The 20,167-nt window shown below is 71.2% G+C and carries 17 protein-coding genes; 8 read left to right on the forward strand and 9 right to left on the reverse strand.

All coding sequences use genetic code 11. The features are described from left to right. Positions 1 to 5: 5 nt before the first annotated feature. The 5 genes from AB0C35_RS04775 to AB0C35_RS04795 all read right to left on the reverse strand — a co-directional run bounded on the left by AB0C35_RS04775 (position 6) and on the right by AB0C35_RS04795 (position 6,406). Positions 6 to 1,694, reverse strand: coding sequence for an ABC transporter family substrate-binding protein (locus AB0C35_RS04775; protein WP_358450587.1), 1,689 nt, complete (start codon positions 1,692 to 1,694; stop codon positions 6 to 8). Next, positions 1,691 to 3,541: an ABC transporter ATP-binding protein gene (locus tag AB0C35_RS04780; RefSeq protein WP_358450590.1), complete on the reverse strand. Its 1,851-nt coding sequence runs from the start codon at positions 3,539 to 3,541 to the stop codon at positions 1,691 to 1,693. Before AB0C35_RS04780 ends, AB0C35_RS04775 begins: the two co-directional genes overlap by 4 nt. Further along, positions 3,538 to 4,365 (reverse strand): ABC transporter permease, encoded by an 828-nt coding sequence (locus AB0C35_RS04785; RefSeq protein ID WP_358450593.1) that lies wholly within the window; start codon positions 4,363 to 4,365, stop codon positions 3,538 to 3,540. The genes AB0C35_RS04780 and AB0C35_RS04785 overlap by 4 nt, the downstream gene beginning before the upstream one ends. Next, positions 4,362 to 5,333 carry an ABC transporter permease gene (locus AB0C35_RS04790; RefSeq protein WP_358450596.1) on the reverse strand — a complete coding sequence of 324 codons (972 nt, stop codon included), beginning with the start codon at positions 5,331 to 5,333 and terminating at the stop codon, positions 4,362 to 4,364. Before AB0C35_RS04790 ends, AB0C35_RS04785 begins: the two co-directional genes overlap by 4 nt. Positions 5,334 to 5,422: 89 nt before the next feature. After that, positions 5,423 to 6,406: a hypothetical protein gene (locus AB0C35_RS04795; protein WP_358450599.1), complete on the reverse strand. Its 984-nt coding sequence runs from the start codon at positions 6,404 to 6,406 to the stop codon at positions 5,423 to 5,425. 99 nt (positions 6,407 to 6,505) lie between these two features. On the opposite strand from AB0C35_RS04795, the gene AB0C35_RS04800 reads away from it, so the two are divergent. Beyond that, positions 6,506 to 7,117 carry a TetR/AcrR family transcriptional regulator gene (locus AB0C35_RS04800; RefSeq protein ID WP_358450602.1) on the forward strand — a complete coding sequence of 204 codons (612 nt, stop codon included), beginning with the start codon at positions 6,506 to 6,508 and terminating at the stop codon, positions 7,115 to 7,117. 377 nt (positions 7,118 to 7,494) lie between these two features. Further along, on the forward strand, positions 7,495 to 9,459 hold the full coding sequence (locus tag AB0C35_RS04805) for a histidine kinase (protein ID WP_358450605.1): 1,965 nt from the start codon (positions 7,495 to 7,497) through the stop codon (positions 9,457 to 9,459). 287 nt (positions 9,460 to 9,746) lie between these two features. Here the strand turns inward: AB0C35_RS04805 and dapF are convergent, their stop codons facing one another. Further along, entirely contained in the window at positions 9,747 to 10,565 is an 819-nt protein-coding gene (gene dapF / locus AB0C35_RS04810; protein ID WP_358450608.1) for a diaminopimelate epimerase, read from the reverse strand. Positions 10,566 to 10,594: 29 nt separating this feature from the next. Beyond that, a complete protein-coding gene (gene miaA / locus AB0C35_RS04815; RefSeq protein ID WP_358451109.1) occupies positions 10,595 to 11,485 on the reverse strand; it encodes a tRNA (adenosine(37)-N6)-dimethylallyltransferase MiaA in 891 nt (296 codons plus the stop codon). 125 nt (positions 11,486 to 11,610) lie between these two features. Here miaA and AB0C35_RS04820 point away from each other — a divergent pair, with 125 nt between their 5' ends. Beyond that, positions 11,611 to 11,859, forward strand: a complete 249-nt coding sequence (locus AB0C35_RS04820; RefSeq protein ID WP_358450611.1) for an antitoxin — start codon at positions 11,611 to 11,613, stop codon at positions 11,857 to 11,859. On the opposite strand, the gene AB0C35_RS04825 is transcribed toward AB0C35_RS04820, so the two are convergent. Beyond that, positions 11,847 to 12,575, reverse strand: coding sequence for a hypothetical protein (locus tag AB0C35_RS04825; protein ID WP_358450614.1), 729 nt, complete (start codon positions 12,573 to 12,575; stop codon positions 11,847 to 11,849). The genes AB0C35_RS04820 and AB0C35_RS04825 overlap by 13 nt on opposite strands. A 54-nt stretch (positions 12,576 to 12,629) precedes the next feature. Next, positions 12,630 to 14,171, reverse strand: a complete 1,542-nt coding sequence (miaB, locus tag AB0C35_RS04830) for a tRNA (N6-isopentenyl adenosine(37)-C2)-methylthiotransferase MiaB (RefSeq protein WP_358450616.1) — start codon at positions 14,169 to 14,171, stop codon at positions 12,630 to 12,632. A 271-nt stretch (positions 14,172 to 14,442) separates the two neighbouring features. Between miaB and AB0C35_RS04835 the strand changes: the two genes are divergently transcribed. The 5 genes from AB0C35_RS04835 to AB0C35_RS04855 all read left to right on the forward strand — a co-directional run bounded on the left by AB0C35_RS04835 (position 14,443) and on the right by AB0C35_RS04855 (position 20,164). Further along, entirely contained in the window at positions 14,443 to 15,165 is a 723-nt protein-coding gene (locus AB0C35_RS04835; RefSeq protein WP_358451111.1) for an amino acid ABC transporter ATP-binding protein, read from the forward strand. A gap of 108 nt (positions 15,166 to 15,273) precedes the next feature. Further along, positions 15,274 to 16,143, forward strand: coding sequence for a glutamate ABC transporter substrate-binding protein (locus tag AB0C35_RS04840; RefSeq protein WP_358450619.1), 870 nt, complete (start codon positions 15,274 to 15,276; stop codon positions 16,141 to 16,143). 110 nt (positions 16,144 to 16,253) lie between these two features. After that, positions 16,254 to 16,937, forward strand: coding sequence for an amino acid ABC transporter permease (locus tag AB0C35_RS04845; protein WP_358450622.1), 684 nt, complete (start codon positions 16,254 to 16,256; stop codon positions 16,935 to 16,937). After that, positions 16,934 to 17,929 (forward strand): amino acid ABC transporter permease, encoded by a 996-nt coding sequence (locus tag AB0C35_RS04850; protein ID WP_358450625.1) that lies wholly within the window; start codon positions 16,934 to 16,936, stop codon positions 17,927 to 17,929. The genes AB0C35_RS04845 and AB0C35_RS04850 overlap by 4 nt, the downstream gene beginning before the upstream one ends. Before the next feature lie 204 nt (positions 17,930 to 18,133). Further along, on the forward strand, positions 18,134 to 20,164 hold the full coding sequence (locus AB0C35_RS04855) for a prolyl oligopeptidase family serine peptidase (protein ID WP_358450628.1): 2,031 nt from the start codon (positions 18,134 to 18,136) through the stop codon (positions 20,162 to 20,164). Positions 20,165 to 20,167 lie beyond the last annotated feature (3 nt).

A 20,167-nucleotide genomic window follows, 5' to 3' on the forward strand; every position in this document is an offset into this window, starting at 1 on the left:
CCGTCTCATGGCCGGGGCCCCGCGGGCTTCGTGAACCCGATGTCCTGGTAGGCGGGCTGGAAGAAGCCGCAGGCGCCGAGGTTGGCCAGATCCGCGCGCGTGGCGACGAGCTGGGGGCGCTGGTACAGCGGCAAGACCGACGCCTGGCGCCAGACGAGCCGGTCGGCCCTGTTCACAAGGACGTGAATTCTCGCCGGATCGACCTCCGCAATGGCGCGGTCCATGGCCGCGTCGATGGCCTCGCTGCCGACGCGGGAGTAGTTCTGCTGGATCCGGTCGCCGTGCGGTTGCGCGAACACCGATTTCATCGGCGACACCGGGAACGACGTGCCCAGCCAGGAGAACGGGACGATGTCGAAGTTCCCGGGCGTGACGTACCGCTCGAACGCGTCGTCGGCGGGAACCTGCTCGATGCGTACCCGGATGCCGACGCGTTCGAGCAGCGCCCGCGCCAGTTCCCCTTCGCGCTTGCTGATCGGGACCCCGGACGGGACGACGAAACGCAGCGCCAGCGTGCGTCCGCCCTTGGCGCGGTACTTCCCGCGGGGTCTCCAGCCCGCCTCGTCGAGGAGCCGCCTCGCGCGTTCCGGGTCGTACACGCCGAACTCCGCAGAGTTGTCCCGGTAGCCGTCCTGGGTGTTGACGTAGAAGTGATTGCCGAGCGTCCGCACGGGCACCCCGAGGCCGGACATGTCGGACCGGGCGATGGCGCGCCGGTCGATGCCGAGCATGACGGCCCGCCGCACCCGCACGTCGGACAGGATCGGCGAGGCGGCGTTCAGCGTGAAATGCCGCCAGTCGGGCCCGCCCGCCCGGCGGACGGCGGCGCCGCGCGCCCCTTGGACGCGCCGCAGCACGTTCGCGTCGAGGCCGATGTCCATGAGGTCGATCTCGTTGTTGGCGAACGCGCCCGGCATCGCGCTGGTGTCCATCGCGCGGTAGACGATGCGGTCGAGTTTCGCGGGCGGACCCCACCAGGCGGCGTCGCGGACCACCGTCACCGTCTTGGCGGTGCGGTCGATCTCCTGGACTTTGAACGGGCCGGCCGTTACGGGCAGGCGGTTCATCCAGCCGGTGTTGAACGCGCGCGGGGCGGAGTACATCGTGGCCGGGTAGAGCGGGCTGAACAGGCTGCGCCAGTCCGCGTACGTCCCATCGAAGGTCACCTCGACCACGTGTTCGCCGGGGCCTCGTTCGATGCGCTTGATGCGGCGGTAACCGGTGACGGCGGAGACCTCGTAACGCGGGTCGCGTCCTGAGAGCGCGTGTGCCTGCGCCACGAAGTCGGCGTATCCGATAGGGCGCCCGTCCGACCACCTGGCTCGCGGGTTGAGGCGGTACGTGACGGTCTGGCCGTGCCCGGTGCGCTTCAGCGATGCCGACCGGAGGTACTCGGGGACGGGACGCGGGACGGCCTTCTCATCGGCGCGCATCAGGTAGGGCAGGACGCCCCGGATGACGCGCTCGACGGCCCCCGTGGTGCCCGTGACGTGGTTGAAGTTCCATTGGGACGGGAACTCCGGCAGCGGCCAGCGCAGCGTCCCGCCGTCCGCGACATGTTCACGCGGTGTCGGGTTGACGTCCGAAGCGGGCAGCCGCCCAGACGCATGGGACGTGGAGCCCTCCGGCCCGGGGCCACTGCAGCCGGTCAGCACTGCGGCCACAAGGAGAACAGCGCCGAGCGTCCGTTTCACCGCCCGCCCTCCGCTTCGGCAAGGGGATGGTGACACGCCACCAATCGATCGACGTCTTCTCCAGATGGCACTGGACGTTCCCCAGATGGGACCGGACGAGATTCGGGATCGTGTTCCTCGCACAGGGCTCCCTCGACGGCGGTGAGCGTGGTGTAGCGCGGACAACGGGACCGGAAACGGCACCCGCCCGGCCAAGACGCGGGATCAGGTGGGTCTCCCCGCAGGAGGACGCGGCGGCGACGCCGTTCCAGGCGCGGGTCAGCCAGCGGCACCGCGTCCAGCAGCGCACGCGTGTACGGATGGGCTGGCACGCCGTACACGCGGGCCACCGGCCCGATCTCGACGATGCGCCCGGAGTACATGACGGCGACGCGATCGGCCAGGCTATGGACGACGGCCAGGTCATGGGCGACGAACAAGTACGCCATGCCGAGGCGCTTCCGCAGGCCCTTCAGAAGGGCCATGACATCGGCCTGCACGGAGACGTCCAGGGCCGCGACAGGTTCGTCCAGGAGCACCAGCCGTGGCTCTAAGGCCAGCGCTCTGGCAATGCCGACGCGCTGTATCTGTCCACCGGAAAGACCGTGCGGGTAGCGCCGGGCGTGATCGGGCTCCAAGCCCACCAGCTCCATCAGTTCCCTGGCCCGGCCCCTCGCCCGCGCCGCGGGTACACCGTGCGTGGTCAGCGGCTCGGCGAGGATGTTCTCCACACGCATCCGCGGGTTCAAGGACGAGTACGGGTTCTGGAACACCACCTGGACATCGCGTCGCAGAGCCTTCCGGTCGCTGGCGCACAAGGCCGACGTGTCCTGTCCGAAGACGGAGACACGCCCACCCTGCGGACGTGACAGCCGGAGTATCTCCATCAGGGCCGTGGTCTTGCCGCACCCCGACTCCCCGACCAGCGCCAGGGTCTCGCCCTCCCGGACGTCGAACCCGATGCCGTCGACCGCGCGCACCGTCCCGGCCCGGCGCCGCAGCAGCAGCGTCCCCTTGTGCAGGGGGTGGTGACGGACGAGACCGTCCACCTCCAGCACGACGGGACGCTTCGGCCGGGATGGAGGGACCCGACGCTCACCGATACGGGGAATCGACCGAAGCAGCACGCTCGTGTACGGCGTCGCCGGGCTCAGGTAGACCTGCTCCACCGGCCCCGACTCCACGGCACGTCCGGCGCGCATCACCATGACGCGGTCGGCGAACCCCGAGACGACGCCCAGGTCGTGGGTGATCAGCACGATCGCGGCGCCGGTGGTCTCCCGGGCCGTCCGCAGCACGTCCAGGACCTGGGCCTGAACGGTCACGTCCAGACCGGTCGCCGGCTCGTCCGCGATGATCGCGGCCGGGGCGTTGGCGATCGCCATGGCGATCATCACGCGCTGCCGCATACCGCCCGAGAATTCGTGCGGGTAGGCATGGGCACGCCGTGCCGCCCCCGGGATCCCGACCAGGTCGAGCAGTTCGACGGCCCGCGCACGCGCCGCCGCGCGCGAAGCTCCAGAGTGAATCCGCACCGTCTCGGCGATCTGGTCGCCCACCGTGTGGACGGGCGTAAGCGCGGACGACGGATCTTGGAACACCATGGACAGTTCCTTGCCGCGCACACGCGACAGTTCGGTTTCCGACCGCCCGAGCAGTTCCTCACCGCGCAACCGCACCGAGCCCGCGACACGAGCGCTCTCGGGCAGAAGCCCCATCACGGCGAGGGCGAGCGCGGTCTTGCCGGAGCCCGATTCACCGACGATCCCGAGGACCTCGCCCGCCCCGACCGTGAAACTCACCCCTTGGACGGCGCGCACATCGGGTGCGTAACGAACCGTCAGATCCGTGGCCCGCAGCACGCTCAACGTCCGTCCCCGGTGGGATCGAGGACGTCGCGCAGCCCGTCGCCCAGGAGGTTCACCGCGAGGACGATGAGGACGAGCAGCCCGGCGGCGAATCCGAACGGCCACGGTCGGACGGCCGCGGCGCCATGGCCGTCGGCGATCAGCGTGCCGAGCGACACGTCCGGCGGCCGGACGCCGAGGCCGAGGTAGGACAGCCCGCTCTCCGCGATGATCGCGACGCTGACGTTAAGGCTCGCGTCCACGGCCAGCAGCGACGCGAGCTGGGGCAGGACGTGCCGGACGATCACGCGTGGCGCGCTCACCCCGAGGAACCGGGCGGCCAGCACGTACTCCCGCTCGCGCAGCGAGACCGTCATGGCCCGCACCATCCGGGCCGTGACCATCCACATGAACGCGGCCAGCAACGCCACGAGCACCGGCACGCCCCCGGAGATCCGCGGCGCCAGCACGACGACGATCAGGAGGGGAGGAAGGACCAGCAGCAGGTCGACGCCCCGCATCAGGATCCGGTCGACCCGGCCGCCCGCGTAGCCGGCCGCGGTGCCGACGACGGCGGCCAGCCCGGTCGAGATCACGGCGACGAACACGCCGATGAGCAGCGACTTCCGCGCGCCCCGGAGGGTGAGGGCGAAGACGTCGCGGCCGCTCTGCGTCGTGCCGAGCCAGTGCGTCGCCGACGGCCCCTGCCGGAAGGCCGCGAAGTCCGTGTCGTCCCAGCCCCACGGCGACACGAGCGGCCCGAATGACACCAGCGAGAACAGCAGCGCGAGCAGGGCCAGGCCCGCGACGACCCGCCGGTTCCCCGCCCCGGGCCGGGCGATCACGCCGCGCCCCTGACGCGCGGGTCGAGGACGCCGTGCAGCACGTCCGAGACCAGCCCGGCGAGCAGGACCCCGCACACGGCGACGCATTCGATCGCCGCGACCGCGTTGACGTCCCCGCGCGTGATGGAGTCGACCAGCCACTCCCCGAGCCCGTGCCGGCCGAAGATCTTCTCTGCGAACACGCCGCCGAGGATCAGGAATCCGGACGCATAGGCGATGTAGGTCGTCATCGGGATCAGCGCCGTGCGCAGCCCGTGCCGCAGCAGGGCGCTCCGCCGCCGCAGCCCCTTCGCACGCGCGGTGCGCACGAAGTCGGCGTGCAGGACGTCCAGCATCATGCCGCGCTGGTACCGGCAGTAGACGGCGAGCTGCGCGAGCGCGATCGCGGCCGTCGGCAACACCAGGTGCCGTGCCCGGTCCGGCCACGAGGACGCCCCGGGCGTGGACTCGCCGACCCACACGAAGACCCGCACGCCCATGATCTGGTTGGCCTTGGTCGCGGCGATCTGCAACAGCATTGCCAGCACGAACACGGGGACGGCCAGCAGCACGCATGATCCGAGGGTGATGAGCCGGTCGGCCGTCCGCCCGCGCCGAGCGGCCGCGTGGGCGCCGAGGAGAACGCCGAGCACGCACCCCAGGACGGCCCCCGGGAGCACCAGCCGCAGGCTCACACCGAGCCGCCGCCATAACTCGGCGTTGACGGGGTCGCCGTCCCAGGTACGGCCGAAGTCGCCGCGCAGGACGCCCGCGGCCCACGTGCGGTACCGGTCGGCCAGGGGCGTCCGGTCGTTGAGGTTGAGGGCGCTGAGCCGGGCGTCGATGACCGCCTCGGGCGGACGGGGCGCCCGGCCCTCGTAGCCGGCGCGCGGATCGAGCGCGACCGCGGCCAGCAGGTAGGCGAGGCTCGTGGCCAGGACGGCCAGCACCAGGTGACGCGCCAGCCGGCGCAGCAGCAACGCCGCCATGTCTCCCCTCGGGCCGCCCATCGGAAGCACAGAATGCTACTGGCCGATTACGTACAGCGGCGGGAAAAGCCAGTAGAAGGCGTCCGATGTCAGGCGAGGGCGGGTTCGCGGCCGCGTGCGGCCTCCTCCCCGGTACGTCCCCGCAGCCCGCCGACGGCCAGGAGCGCGAACCCGGCGGCGGCCCAGGCGACCAGGACGGCCAGCGGTCCCGCGGCGCCCGCGCCGTCGAAGAAGGCCGTCGACCGCAGCAGGGTCACCGCCGCACCCGGCGGGAGCATCTGGCCGAGGTCGCCCCACGGCTGCGGCAGCATCTCCGGACCGGAGGCGGCGGCGGACAGCGGATTGCCGAGCAGGAGCAGCGTGAGCGAGCCGACGCCGAGGCCGGCGCGGCCGAGGGCCGTGGCGAGGCCGGCGACGGTGCCGGTCACGGCGAGGATCGTCAGCGACATGACCCCGGCGAGCGCGAGGTAGGGGCCGGGCAGCAGCGACAGCCAGCCCTGCGCGATCCCCGCCGCGCCGAGGCCGCCGAGCACGGCGAACAGCACCACGCCGGCGGCGCGCCACGCGGCCGCGGGGATCGCGAACGTCAGCAGCACCGAGGCGGCGAGCCCGGACATGATCAGCGGCAGCGCGAGGGCGCCGAATCCGGCTCCGCGCGGGTCGTCGGAGTCGGCGGCGACGACGTCCTGGACGGGCGGGACCGGCGGCCTCCCCTCCTTGGCCTGGGCCTGGGCCAGCGCGCCGAGTTGCTGGGCGATGAACGGCGAGGCCGCCGAGGCGGTGAGCACCTTGGGGCCGGACGGCGTCGTGACGATGGCGCCGTACGCCTCGCGGCCGGCGATCGCCGCCCGCGCGCCGGCCTCGTCCGGCCGGGTCAGGACGTCGAACGCCCCCGGCCGTTCCCGGTCCAGCCGTTCCGCGACGGCGGCGGCCTGCGGGCCGGTCACGACGATCGGGACGTCGCGCGGCGCCACCCGCGCGGCGGGCCAGGCGAAGGCAGTGATCATGACGAGCTGCAGCAGCGCGGCGACGACGGCCACGCCGGCGGTGCGCCGGGCGAGGGAGGATCGCATGGTCGGCTCCTAAATAAAGCGAATGTCCGTTCTCTTTTGGAGAGTCACAGCCGAGGCCCGGAGTTGTCAAGAAACGAACGTTCGTTTTATGGTTGCCCCATGCCGAGGGTCAGCGAGGAGCATCTGGAGCGGCGGCGCCGTCAGATCGTGGACGCGGCCCGTGCCTGCTTCATCCGCAAGGGCGTCCACGCGACGTCCATGCAGGACATCTTCGCCGAGGCCGGGCTCTCGGCCGGCGCCGTCTACCGCTACTTCAAGAGCAAGAACGAGATCATCGAGGCCAACATCTCGACGGTGGTCGGCGACATGCACGCGTTCTTCGACGAACTCTCGCACGCCGACCCCCTCCTGCCGCTGGACGAGGTGATCGAGCAGCTCGCGGCCAAGGTCGTCGACCTGTCCGGCGAGAACGGCCCGCTCCGGCTCGCGCCGGAGGCGTGGGCCCTCGCCGTGCACGACCCGGAGATCGCCACGTACGTCGCCGCCAACGTCACCGCGCTCCGGGAGACGTGGACGGCCTACATGAGCCGGCTGGTCCAGGCCGGGTTCCTCCCGGCCGACACCGACGTCGTGGCCGTCGGCAAGACGCTGTTCGCCGTCGTGCCCGGCTTCCTCGTGCAGCGGCTCGTGCTCGGGGACTTCTCCCCCGAAGAACTGCGGCGCGGAGTGCGGGCGCTCACCCGCGAAAGCATGTTGACTCTGCCGACCTGACCCAGGCGCCCGCGCGCCCGCGCGGCCGCGCGGCCGTGCGGTCGTCGGGTCCGCGGCCCATTCCGGCCGTTCTGGCACCGGCGGCGACCCGAACCCGCCCCCGTGAAGGGCTCGGAGCCGCCGCCCGCACCGCACCTCCGGACACCGGCGGGCGGCGCGCGAACAGCGTCCGGTACCTCCCACAGGGCGACTGTGACCTGCACCTTCGGTTCTGTCCGCCGGGTTCCGCGGTTTACCATCACGGCACGCGCCAGTGCGCCGTGACGGAGACAGTGTCGGCGGAGGGGAATCCCGGTGTCCTGAGGCGGACGCCCTGATGAGTGCAGGACTGGGGCCAGGACGCTTTAACATTCCATTACTTTTGCTCTGGGGTGTGCATGGTGGAGACGGCAGAACAGGACCGCCGACGCGGCCGCATCGCGGTCCCGGTGGCGCTCGCAGCCGTCCTGATCGTCGCCGCGTCGTTCATCATCGGTACCCGGCTGCCCTCTGACCTGCGGATGGTGTGGTGGCATCCGGAGATCCTCGTCGCCGTCGCCTGGACGCCCGTGGCCGCCGTCCTGCTGCGGCACCGGCCGAGGCTGACGGTCGGCTGGCTCATGCTCGGATCCGGCTTCTGCGCCGCCGTGTACGTCCTCTCGCTCAACACGGCCCCGTGGTTCGAGCTCCACCACTGGCCCGGAACCGGCTTCGTCACCTGGCTCAGCACCTGGCTTTGGGCCGTTGACACCTACGCCCTTACGCTCGTCCTGCCGCTGATCTTCCCGGACGGACGCCTGGTGTCGCGCTGGTTCCGGCCGGTGCTCGCCCTCGCCTGCCTCGTCCCGGTGATCGTCTGCGTCCACCTGACGATCGACCCGGACGTGCGCCGCTGGCACAACGGGGTCTCGACCTACCCGTTCGGCGAGATCCCTGTGGCCATCACCGCGGTCATCATCGGCACCCTGGCCGCCGGGCTGCTCTCGGTGGCCGTGCGGTTCGTCCGGTCGCCGCCCGACGTCCGGCGGCAGATCGCCTGGGTCATCTATCCCGGAATCATCGCCGAGGCGGTCATCTACGTCGGCGAGAACAGCATGATCGGGGATCCGTTGCGCAACGTCACCATCGTCGCCGTTCCCGTCTGCATCGCCATCGCCATCACCCGCTACCGGCTCTACGACATCGATCTCGTCGTCAGCCGGACGCTGGTGTACGCGGGGCTCGTGGCCGTCATCACCGGCGTGTACTTCGCGCTGGTCGGCACGGCGAGCCTGCTCGCCCACGGCCAGGGGACCATCTCCGGGCTGGCCGGCGCGATCGTCGCCGGCGCGGTGTTCGAGCCCGTCCGGCGGCGCCTTCAGCGCATGGTGGACGGGGTCATCCACGGCGAGCGCGACCCGTACCGGATCGCCGACCGCCTCAACCGGCGGCTGCAGACCGCCGCCGACCCGGCCGCCGCGCTCGCCGTCGCCGCCGAGGTGGCGCGTTCCGCCCTGCACGCCACCGGCGTCGTGATCGAGGTCCTGGACCGCGACGGCCGGACGATCTCGGCCGAGGACGGCCTGCTCGGCGACCGGCCGCAGCTCATCCCGCTGGTCTGGCACGGGGAGCCGGTGGGGCGGCTGCTGTTCGGCGTCACCCGGTCGCCGGACGCGCGGCTGTCGGGCATCCTGGCCCGCAATCTCGCCGAGCTGTCGAACGCGGTACGGCTCGCCGCGGACGTCCAGCGGTCCAGGGAGCACATCCTGCGCACCCGGGAGGAGGAGCGGCGGCGGCTGCGGCGCGACCTGCACGACGGGCTCGGCCCGACGCTGGCGAGCCTCGCGATGACGGTCGACGCCGCGCGCATCACGCTGAAGACCGATCCCGAGGCGGTGGACGCCCTCCTGGAAGAACTCCGCACGACGATGGGGAGCACCATCGGCGACATCCGGGAGCTCGTGTACGGGCTCCGGCCGCCCGCGCTGGACGATCTGGGACTGGCGGGCGCGATCCAGGCGCTCGGCGGGGTCGTCGCCACGGGCGACGGCCCGGAGGTGGACGTCCAGGTGGAGGGCGATCTCAAAGGCCTGCCGGCGGCCGCCGAGGTCGCCGCGTACCGGATCGTGCAGGAGGCGCTCACCAACGTGCACCGGCACGCGAAGGCCGGCTCGGCGATCGTCCGGCTGCACCTGAACGGCGACCTGCACGTCACCGTCGACGACGACGGCGTGGGCCTGCCCTCACAGGTGCGTTCGGGCATCGGCATGTCGTCCATGCGGGAGCGCGCGGCCGAACTGGGCGGCTCCTGCACCGTGGGCCCCGGCCCCAAAGGGGGGACGCTGGTCCGCGCCAGGCTCCCCGTCAACGGCGCCCATTCCTGACGCCCGTCCGCATCATCCCGGCCGGGTCGAGCCGGGCCGTACGGCCTGCTCCTCCGGCCCCCTCCCGGGTGGGAGGGCCGGTGACCGCCCCCCGCCAAGAAGGTCGCCACCGGCCCTCAGGCTCCGTACGGAACGGGGCTCCCATCCCGATCCATACGGGCCATTCACCAGAGGGTGTGCATGAACGAAGTTATGCGGCGGAAGGTCCCGTTGGTGAGGGACACCTGTCCCGTTCGAGCCGGGACGAGCAGGAACGCGGCTCCAGCCCTGGTTGGGCGGGGTTTCCGCTAGATCAAGCCGGGCCGGGTCTCGCCCTCGGCGACCAGCACGGCCGGACCCGTCAGGCGGCTGGTCTCCCCGTCGAGGGCCACGGTCACCCGCCCGCCGGGGACGTCCACGGTCCACTCGGACGGGCCGGAGGCGCCCAGGGCCGCCGCCGCGGCGACCGCCACCGTGCCGGTGCCGCACGAACGGGTCTCGCCGGAGCCGCGCTCGTACACCCGCATCTCCAGGTGCCGCTCCCCGACGGCGCGGAAGAACTCGACGTTCACCCCGCCGGGGAAGACGCCGGGGTCGAATCCGGGCGCCCGGGACAGGTCCAGCGCCGCGACCGGCCCGTCCACCCGGCACGCCAGATGCGGGTTCCCCACCGAGACGCGTTCGCCCCGGAACAGGGTGCCCGCCATGGACGCCTCACCGGAGCCGAGGACGTCGGCCGGGCCCATGTCGACGCTCACGTCGCCGGACGGGCCGAGCGTCACGCGCCGCAGCCCCGCCCGGGTCGCGACGTCCCACTCCCCGGGGGCGGCGAGGCCCGCGTCGACGAGGTAGCGGGCGAAGACGCGCATCCCGTTGCCGCACATCTCGGCGATACCGCCGTCGGCGTTGCGATAGTCCATGAACCACTCGGCCTCCGCGCCGCCCTCGACGTCCGCCGCGAGGTCCGCGGCCTTCGTCCGGACGACCCGCAGGACGCCGTCGGCGCCGATCCCGGCCCGCCGGTCGCACAATCGGGCCACGGCCTCCGGGGTGAGGTCCAGGAGGCCGTCCGGGTCGGGCAGGATCACGAAGTCGTTCTCGGTGCCGTGCCCCTTGACGAACCGCATTCCCCGATTCTATTGCGTCCCCTGGCGTCTCAGCCGACCAGGTCGAGTGCGCGGCCAGCCAGGTCCGGGGCGTCGTAGGGGAGCCATTGGACGCGGGGGTCCCGGCGGAACCACGACTCCTGCCTGCGGGCGAACCGGCGGGTCGTCCGGACGGTGTCCTGCATGGCCTGCTCCTCCGTCCACTCCCCCGACAGGAACCGGAGGACCTGCGCGTAGCCGAGGGCGCGTCCGGCGGTCAGGCCGTCGCGCAGGCCGTGCTTCTCCAGCTCACGGACCTCGCCGACCAGCCCCGCGTCCCACATCCGCGCCACCCGCAGGGCGATGCGCTCGTCCAGCTCCTCGCGGGGGACGCTCAGCCCGACCTGGACGACCGAGCCGTAGCGGTAGCGGTGCTCGGGCAGCGTCGCGGTGAACGGCCGGCCGGTTATCTCGATCACCTCCAGCGCCCGGACGATCCGGCGGCCGTTGCTCGGCAGGATCGCCGCAGCCGCGGCCGGGTCGAGACCGCGCAGCCGCTCGTGCAGCGGGCCAGGACCGGCGTGCGCCAGCTCCTCCTCCAGCCGTGCCCGGACGGCGGGGTCCGTCCCGGGGAACTCCAGGTGGTCGAGCGCGGCCCGCACGTACAGGCCGGAGCCGCCGACCAGGACCGGCACCCGGTCGCGCCCCCGGATCGACGCGATCACGTCGGCGCTGAGCCGCTGGTACTCGGCGACGCTCGCGGTCTCGGTCACGTCCCAGACGTCCAGCAGGTGGTGGGGGACGCCGCGCATCTCGTCCGCGGTGAGCTTCGCCGTGCCGATGTCCATGCCGCGGTACAGCTGCATCGAGTCGGCGTTGACCGCCTCCCCGCCCAGCCGCAGGGCCAGTTCCACGGCGAGATCGGACTTGCCGGCGGCGGTCGCGCCGACGACCGCGATCACATCCGGTCTATTCGCTGAGGTCACGGGATTGATTGTGGCAAGAGAACGGGTATAGGCGGGTTGTACGGGTGTCGCACGCGAGCGTGGGCGCCACCGACGAGACGAGGGATCCGGGGGGATTTTCGATGTCCATCGTCGACAAGGTCAAGCAGATGCTCGGGCAGAACACCGACAAGGCGCGCCAGGGCGTGGAGCGCGCCGGGGACAAGATCGACGAGCGCACCGGCGGCAAGTACTCCGACAAGGTCGACAAGGCCCAGCAGAAGGCCGGCGAATACATCGACCGCGAAGGCGGCCAGAGCGGCCAGAGCGGCGGCCAGGGCGAACAGGGTGGCGGCCAGAGCGGCGGCCAGGGCGGCGGTCAGCAGCCTTGACCCGTCCGTGACCAGACCGTGACGAAATAGCCGACGCCGTACGGCGCCTCGTCGGCGAGAAGGTCCGCTTCGAAGCCGGTTCCGCCGGCGGCGCCGGCGAGCACCTGCCATGCCGCACGCCCGGCCGCCCGCAGTTCCCGGGAGAGTCCCGCGTCCAGAGCGGCCAGGGCTGCGGCATCGGCGTCCCCGAACGCGTGCGCCACCGCCGCGTCATAGGGCCGCGCACGCTCATCGAGGTAGCCGGGCGCCTTCTCCGAGCGGCACGCCGACCCGTCGCCCATGACCAGAAGGGCGACCCGGTCTGCCGACCCGGCGAGCCGCCGTCCGAGTGTCAGGCATTCCTCTGGCGAAGCGTCGAAGGCGACCGCCTCGTAGCGGGCGCCGGCGCCGCGCCGCTCCAGCAGCCAGCGCCCGATGGTCAGAGAGAGCGGCAGCGCCTCAGCGGCGTCCTTGGGCCCGTCGGGGATCGTCCAATCGAGACCGTACGGCCGGAGCGTCGCGTACGCGTCCGGCCCGTAGGACCGCGTTCCCGGGCCGCCGCCCACGACGACCAGCACATCCGCCGGGCGGCCGGCCGGCGGGCCCGCGGGCCCCGTCAGGCGGGCGACGGCCTCATCGCACGCGGCGCGCAGGGCGTCGAGTTCCGGCGCCGCCTCCCCCGCCATCGCGGGCACGAGGATGGGCGGATGCGGGCACACCGCCGCCGATACGAGCACACTGCCTCCCTGCCACCGGGTCCCTCACGTGGGTGAACCCGATCATGCCGGAGTTCAGGAGACGGCGGAGCAGCCTGCCGCGGGCGCGTCGGCCTGGGCCGGACGTCCGATCGACGGCATTCCCAGCGAAACGCCCTTCTGGCCGGCCTCCCGGCCCTGGCGGGCCTCCCATGCGTCGCCCGCGCGCGTGCGCCGGACGTCCCGCACCGGCTTGTCGGCGACCAGGTGGTGCGGCGCGGCGTAGGTGACCTCGACCGTGACCATGTCCCCCGGGCGGACCGGCTCCTCCGGCACGCCGAAGTGGACCAGGCGGTTGTCGCGCGCACGGCCCGACAGCCGCCGGGTCGCCTCGTCCTTGCGGCCCTCCCCCTCGGCCACCAGGACCTCCAGGGTGCGGCCGAGCTGCTTCTTGTTCTCCTCCCAGGAGATCTCCTCCTGGAGGGCGACGAGCCGCTCGTACCGCTCCTGGACGACCTTCTTCGGCACCTGGCCGTCCATGGTCGCCGCCGGCGTGCCCGGACGCTTGGAGTACTGGAACGTGAACGCCGACGAGAACCGGGCCTCCCTCACCACGTGCAGGGTCTCCTCGAAGTCGGCCTCGGTCTCGCCGGGGAAGCCCACGATGATGTCGGTGGTGATCGCCGCGTCCGGGATCGCGGCCCGGACCTTCTCGATGATGCCGAGGTAGCGCTCCTGCCGGTAGGAACGGCGCATGGCGCGCAGCACAGCGTCCGACCCGGCCTGCAGCGGCATGTGCAGCGACGGCATCACGTTCGGCGTCTCGGCCATGGCGGCGATGACGTCGTCGGTGAAGTCCTTGGGGTGCGGCGAGGTGAACCTGACCCGCTCCAGCCCCTCGACGTCCCCGCACGCCCGCAGCAGCCCCGCGAACGCGGACTGCCCGCCCGCCGTCATCGCACGGACCTCGTCGGGCGCGGCGGCGAGGGCGCCGAACCCCGAGCCGTAGGCGTTGACGTTCTGGCCGAGGAGAGTGATCTCCAGGGCGCCCTCGGCCACGAGCGCCTCGATCTCCGCGAGGATCTCCCCGGGCCGGCGGTCCTTCTCCTTGCCGCGCAGCGACGGGACGATGCAGAACGTGCACGTGTTGTTGCAGCCGACGGAGATCGACACCCACGCGGCGTACGGCGACTCACGGCGTGTCGGCAGTGTCGAGGGGAAGGTCACCAGCGACTCTTCGATCTCGACCTGCGCCTCGCTCTGGACCCGCGCGCGCTCCAGCAGCGCGGGCAGCGACCCGATGTTGTGGGTGCCGAACACCACGTCCACCCAGGGGGCGCGCTTGACGATGGTGTCGCGGTCCTTCTGCGCGAGGCAGCCGCCGACGGCGATCTGCATGCCGGGATGACCGTCCTTGACCGGCCGCAGATGGCCCAGGTTGCCGTAGAGCCGGTTGTCGGCGTTCTCCCGCACCGCGCAGGTGTTGAACACCACCACGTCGGGTTCGGCGTCCCGGGCGCGGACGTAGCCGGCCGCCTCCAGGAGCCCGGACAGCCGCTCGGAGTCGTGAACGTTCATCTGGCACCCGTAAGTGCGGATCTCGTACGTACGGGCAGCCGTATTCATAGGCGCACTCATGACGGTTACCAAGGGTACGGGCCCGGCGCGATATCAACGAACGGGCGAGCCGCCACGCACACGAGCCGCAATGATCACTCTCCGCCACGGCGAACCCCGCCCGACATGGGGATTCGTGATCGTATCGGTACCGCGCGGCAACTTTTGCGGAGTCACCGATGACGTAAAGTCCGAGCGCATGACGGACAGCGAAGGCGGGCCCGACCTCACCAAGGACGGGCCGGAGGAAGCCGGCCCGGAGCGGGCCGCCGAGGGCGGCCGGCCCCTCGTCGTGGTCGAGCACGTCAACAAGCACTTCGGCGAGCTGCACGTCCTCAGGGACATCAATCTCACCGTCGACTCCGGCGAGGTCGTCGTCGTCATCGGCCCGTCCGGCGGCGGGAAGTCGACCCTGTGCCGGTCGATCAACCGGCTGGAGCCGATCGACGACGGGACGATCCTCGTGGACGGCAAGGAACTGCCCAAAGAGGGCAAGGAGCTGGCGAAGCTCCGCGCCGACGTCGGCATGGTGTTCCAGTCGTTCAACCTGTTCGCCCACATGACGATCATGCAGAACATCACGCTCGGGCCCATCAAGGTGCGCAAGCAGGGCAAACGGGAGGCCGAGCAGCACGCGATGGAGCTGCTGGACCGGGTCGGCATCGGCGACCAGGCGTCCAAGTACCCCGCCCAGCTGTCCGGCGGCCAGCAGCAGCGGGCCGCGATCGCGCGCTCCCTCGCGATGAAGCCCAAGGTGATGCTCTTCGACGAGCCGACCTCGGCGCTGGACCCGGAGATGGTCAACGAGGTCCTCGACGTCATGACGGGTCTGGCCCGCGAGGGCATGACGATGATCGTCGTCACCCACGAGATGGGCTTCGCGCGCAGGGCGGCGCAGAAGGTCGTGTTCATGGCGGACGGCCAGATCGTGGAGGAGAACACGCCCGACGAGTTCTTCACCAACGCGCGCACCGACCGCGCGAAGGACTTCCTTTCCAAGATCCTCACGCACTGATTCACTCGCCTCCGGTTATCCACAAGACCTGAACTGTTCGGTCCGCAGAGGATGAGAATGGTCCACTGAGCCGCGGGGCTCCGGCAGAGAGCAGAGGTAGGACGAGAAATGCGAGTACGTCGTTTCGGCGCCCTCATCGGGGCGGGGATGGCGTTGTCACTGGCGCTTTCGGCCTGTGGCAGCGACACGGAGAAGACCGAGGCCAAGACGGTCGTCCAGAAGGCCAAGGACGACAAGAAGCTGACCATCGGCATCAAGTTCGACCAGCCCGCACTGGGCCTGAAGAAGCCCGACGGCACCTTCGCCGGCTTCGACGTCGACGTCGCCAAGTACATCGCCAAGCAGCTCGGCGTCCCCGAGAGCGGCATCACGTTCAAGGAGACGACCTCCGCCAACCGCGAGTCGTTCATCGGCGGCGGGCAGGTCGACCTCGTGGTCGCCACCTACTCGATCACCGAGGCGCGCAAGCAGCAGGTGACGTTCGGCGGCCCGTACTACGTGGCCCACCAGGACACGATGGTCAACGCCGACAACAACGACATCAAGGTGACCAAGGACCTCAAGGGCAAGCGGCTGTGCAAGGCGGCCGGGTCCAACTCCTTCCGCCGCATCACCGAGCCGCCGCCGGACGGCAAGCTCGACATCTCCGGCGTCAAGCTGGTGGACGCCCAGAGCTACTCCGAGTGCGTGAGCAAGCTGAAGTCGGGCGCGCTGGACGCGGTCAGCACCGACGACCTGATCCTCGCCGGGTTCGCCAACCAGCAGAAGGGCTCCTTCAAGGTCATCAACGACCCCTTCACCGACGAGAAGTACGGCGTCGGCATCAAGAAGGGCGACATCGAGACCTGTGAGGCCGTCAACAAGGCCGTCAACCAGATGTACTCCGACGGCACCGCGGGCCAGCTGCTGGACAAGCACTTCGCCGGCACCGGGCTGAAGCTCGTCAAGACCGTCCCGCAGATGGAGGGCTGCGCCTGATCACAGGCCGGCCCGACCCGTCATGCCGGTGCGTCCCCGCCAGGACGTGTCCTCCCGGGGACGCACCGGTGTGGCCCGACACCGCTGGAACGCCATGGAACTGTTGAGCAATGTTTGACTTCAGCCCGTTCTTCGACAACTTCGGGGAACTCCTCCAAGGATTCTGGGCGACCCTGCGCCTCGCGGGCGCCGCCGCGGTGCTCTCGCTGATCATCGGCACGCTCATGGCGAGCTTCCGCGTCGCCCCCGTCCCCGTCATGCGCGCCTTCGGCACGGGCTACGTCAACATCGTGCGCAACACGCCGCTCACGCTCGTCCTGCTGATGTGCAGCCTGGGACTCAACGACATCCTCGCCCTGAAGTTCTCCAGCACCTACTCGACGAGCTACTACTGGTGGGCCGTCGTCGGGCTGTCCGCCTACACCGGGGCGTTCGTCTGCGAGACCCTGCGGTCGGGGATCAACACCATCCCGCTGGGGCAGGCCGAGGCGGCCCGCTCGATCGGGCTGACGTTCAACCAGTCGCTCCGGATCATCATCCTGCCGCAGGCGTTCCGTTCGATCATCGCGCCGATGGGCAGCGTCCTCATCGCGATGATCAAGAACACGACGGTGGCCGCCGCGGCCAGCTACGGCGAGGTCGCGCTGGTGACCAAGACGATCGTCGACAAGCCGACGTTCGCGAACGGAGTGATCCCGCTGTTCCTCGGCGTGGCCATCGGCTTCCTGATCCTCACGCTGCCGACCGGATACTTCTTCGGCTGGCTGGCCAAGCGAATGGCGGTGGCCCGGTGAGCAAGGAAGCGTCCGTACTCTTCGACATCCCCGGGCCGAGGGCCCACGCGCGGAACAGGCTGCTGACCGTCATCGTGACGGTCGTGCTCCTCGCGATCCTGGCCGGGCTCATCTGGCGGCTCTACGACAAGGACCAGTTCCAGACGAAGCTCTGGACCCCGTTCACCGAGTGGACGGTCTGGCGGCACCTGCTCCTGCCCGGCCTGCTGAACACGCTGAAGGCCGCCGCCATGGCGACCGTGCTGGCCCTGCTGTTCGGGGCCGTGTTCGGCCTCGCCAGGCTGTCGAACCACTGGTGGATCCGGCTCCCCGCCGGGGCCGTCGTCGAGTTCTTCCGCGGAATCCCGCTGCTGATCCTGATCTTCCTGGCGTTCTTCGTCCCCAACAAGATCAGCCCGGAGATCGCCGAGTCCCAGTTCGGTCAGATCCAGCGGATGTCGGTGGACTACTTCTTCTTCCTCTTCGGGGTGGAGAGCAACGCCGGCGTGGTCACCGTGCCCGCCTATGCCGCGGTCGTGTTCGGCCTGGTGATGTACAACGGCTCGGTGCTGGCCGAGATCGTGCGGGCGGGCGTCCTGTCGATCCCCAAGGGGCAGTCGGAGGCCGCCTACTCCATCGGGCTGCGCAAGAACGGCGTCATGCGGCTCGTCCTGCTGCCGCAGGCCGTCACCGTGATGATGCCGGCGATCGTCAGCCAGATCGTCGTCCTGCTCAAGGACACCGCGCTCGGGTTCATCATCGCCTACGGCGAGTTCCTGCAGGCCGGCTTCAAGCAGGTCCCCGCCAACTACCACAACAACGTCCTCCAGGCGGGGATCGTGGTCGCGATCATCTACATCGCGATCAACATGTCGCTCAGCCGGGTCGCGACATGGCTGGAGCGGCGCAGCCGCCGCAGCCGCAAGACCACGGCCAAGAGCATGGGCACCGGCGGGCCTCCCCCGGCCCCGGGAATGTCGAGCCGGGCCGCCGGCGAGCCCGGAGCGGCCTGAGTCCGTCCCGCCCGCTCGCGGAGGGCGCCGCCGGTTCCGGCGGCGCCCTTCGCGGCATACGGGCCCCGAGGTCCGATTCGGAGCGTGCGAGCCGCTGATCACCGGTGTTACCCGCGAGTTGCCTGGTGGATCGCTTGTATCTTTCCGAGTTCAAACGGCCCGTCATCACCCCAACACGTCCCCGTATGCGGGACGATTCCTGGTATGACCGCTCGTGCGACCCTCCCCTTTGGCTCATGGCCCTCACCCATCTCCGCGGCCGACGTCGCCCGCGCCCGGCTGCGCCTCAGCTTCCCCACCGTCGCGGGCAACGACGTGTGGTGGCAGGAGACCCGGCCCGAGGAGGGCGGGCGGACCACGGTCATCCATCTCAAGGGCGGTCACCGCACCGAACTGCTGCAGGCGCCGTGGGACGCCCGCACCCGCGTCCACGAATACGGCGGACGGTCCTACCTGCCGATCCGCACCGCCGCCGGCCTGTCGATCGTCTTCTCCAACTACGACGACCAGCGGCTCCACCGGCTCGACGAGGGCGACCCGAAGCCGTACCCGCTGACCCCCGAGCCCGCCGTCCCCGCGGGGCTGCGCTACGCCGACTACGTCGTGTCCCCCGACGGCACCGAGATCTGGTGCGTGTGCGAAGGCCACATCGCCGCACCCCAGGCCGAGGTCACCGACGACCCGCAGGCCCCCGCGCCCGCGGCCGACGAGCCGGCCGCCGCCGGCATCAGGCGCGCCATCGTCGCCGTCCCCCTCGACGGCAGCGCCGCCGACGACGCCGGCGCGATCCGCGAACTCGTCACCGGCGCCGACTTCTACGCCTCCCCGGCCCCCTCCCCCAGCGGCGGGCACCTGGCGTGGGTGCAGTGGAACCACCCCCGCATGCCGTGGGACGGCACCGAGATCCGCGCAGCGGTGATCGAGAACGGCACCACCGTCGCCCCCCGCACCGTCAAGGGCGGGCTCAACGAGTCGGCGCTGGCACCGGTGTGGCGCGACGACGAGTCCCTGTACGTCGTCTCCGACTGGCCGGGCTGGTGGAACATCTACCAGGTCGGGCTGCACGGCGAGTCGCCGCAGGCGCTCTACCCGGCCGAAGAGGAGTTCGCCGGTCCGCTGTGGCAGCTCGGCGGCATGCCGTACGCGCTGCTCGGCGACGGGCGCCTCGCCGTCCTGCACGGCGAGGGCGACATGCGCCTCGGCGTCTACGACCCCGAGACGCTCGACCTCGTCGACCTGGAGGTCCCGTACGGGCACTGGCAGACGCAGCTGTCCACCGACGGCACGACGATCGTCGGCATCGCCGGCGGCCCCGACCTGCCGACGTCGGTCGTGCGGGTCGACACCGTGACCGGCCGCGTCGAGGGGCTCCGCCGCGAACTGGCCGAACTGCCCGACGTCGCCTTCCTGTCCAAGCCGCGCGCCGAACGCCTGGAAGGGCCGTTCGGACGCCCCGTCCACGCCTACGTCTTCCCGCCCGCCAACCCCGAGGCCGCCGCGCCGGAGGGCGAACTCCCGCCGTACGTCGTGTTCGTGCACGGCGGGCCGACGGGACGCGCCTCCACGGTGCTCGACCTGGAACGGGCGTTCTTCACCAGCCGCGGCATCGGCGTCGTCGACGTCAACTACGGCGGATCGACCGGCTACGGCCGCGCCTACCGCGAACGGCTGCGCCGCCAGTGGGGCATCGTGGACGTCGAGGACGCCGTCGCCGCCGCGCAGGCCCTCGTCGACGGCGGGATCGCCGACCCGGCCCGGCTCGCGATCCGCGGCGGCTCCGCCGGCGGCTGGACGACGCTCGCCGCGATCACCCGGACCGACGTCTTCAAGGCCGCCACGTCCTACTACGGGATCAGCGACCTGCAGAGCTTCGCCGAGGCCACCCACGACTTCGAGTCCCACTACCTGTTCAGCCTGATCGGCCCCCTGCCCGGGTTCGAACGCGCCTACGAGGAGCGGTCGCCGCTAGGCAGCGCCGACAAGACCGCGTGCCCCGTACTGCTGCTGCAAGGGCTGAACGACCCGGTCGTGCCGCCCGACCAGTCCGAACGCTTCGCGCTGGCCCTCGCCGGAAAGAAGATGCCGTACGCCCACCTCACGTTCGAGGGCGAGTCGCACGGCTTCCGCCGGGCCGACACCGTCATCCGCTGCCTGGAGGCCGAGCTGGCGTTCTACGGCCAGACACTCGGCTTCGAGCCCCGCGGCGTCGAACCCATCAACCTCACGGTCGGCTGAAAC

The organism is Spirillospora sp. NPDC048819 (genome assembly GCF_040650055.1).
Taxonomy (GTDB): domain Bacteria; phylum Actinomycetota; class Actinomycetes; order Streptosporangiales; family Streptosporangiaceae; genus Spirillospora.

Bases quoted from the DNA above. Each gene is read 5' to 3' on its own strand.
- AB0C35_RS04790 (WP_358450596.1), bottom strand. From the start codon at position 5,333: ATGGCGGCGTTGCTGCTGCGCCGGCTGGCGCGTCACCTGGTGCTGGCC.
- AB0C35_RS04795 (WP_358450599.1), bottom strand. From the start codon at position 6,406: ATGCGATCCTCCCTCGCCCGGCGCACCGCCGGCGTGGCCGTCGTCGCC.
- AB0C35_RS04800 (WP_358450602.1), top strand. From the start codon at position 6,506: ATGCCGAGGGTCAGCGAGGAGCATCTGGAGCGGCGGCGCCGTCAGATC.
- AB0C35_RS04805 (WP_358450605.1), top strand. From the start codon at position 7,495: ATGGTGGAGACGGCAGAACAGGACCGCCGACGCGGCCGCATCGCGGTC.
- dapF (WP_358450608.1), bottom strand. From the start codon at position 10,565: ATGCGGTTCGTCAAGGGGCACGGCACCGAGAACGACTTCGTGATCCTG.
- AB0C35_RS04820 (WP_358450611.1), top strand. From the start codon at position 11,611: ATGTCCATCGTCGACAAGGTCAAGCAGATGCTCGGGCAGAACACCGAC.
- miaB (WP_358450616.1), bottom strand. From the start codon at position 14,171: ATGAGTGCGCCTATGAATACGGCTGCCCGTACGTACGAGATCCGCACT.
- AB0C35_RS04840 (WP_358450619.1), top strand. From the start codon at position 15,274: ATGCGAGTACGTCGTTTCGGCGCCCTCATCGGGGCGGGGATGGCGTTG.
- AB0C35_RS04845 (WP_358450622.1), top strand. From the start codon at position 16,254: ATGTTTGACTTCAGCCCGTTCTTCGACAACTTCGGGGAACTCCTCCAA.
- AB0C35_RS04855 (WP_358450628.1), top strand. From the start codon at position 18,134: ATGACCGCTCGTGCGACCCTCCCCTTTGGCTCATGGCCCTCACCCATC.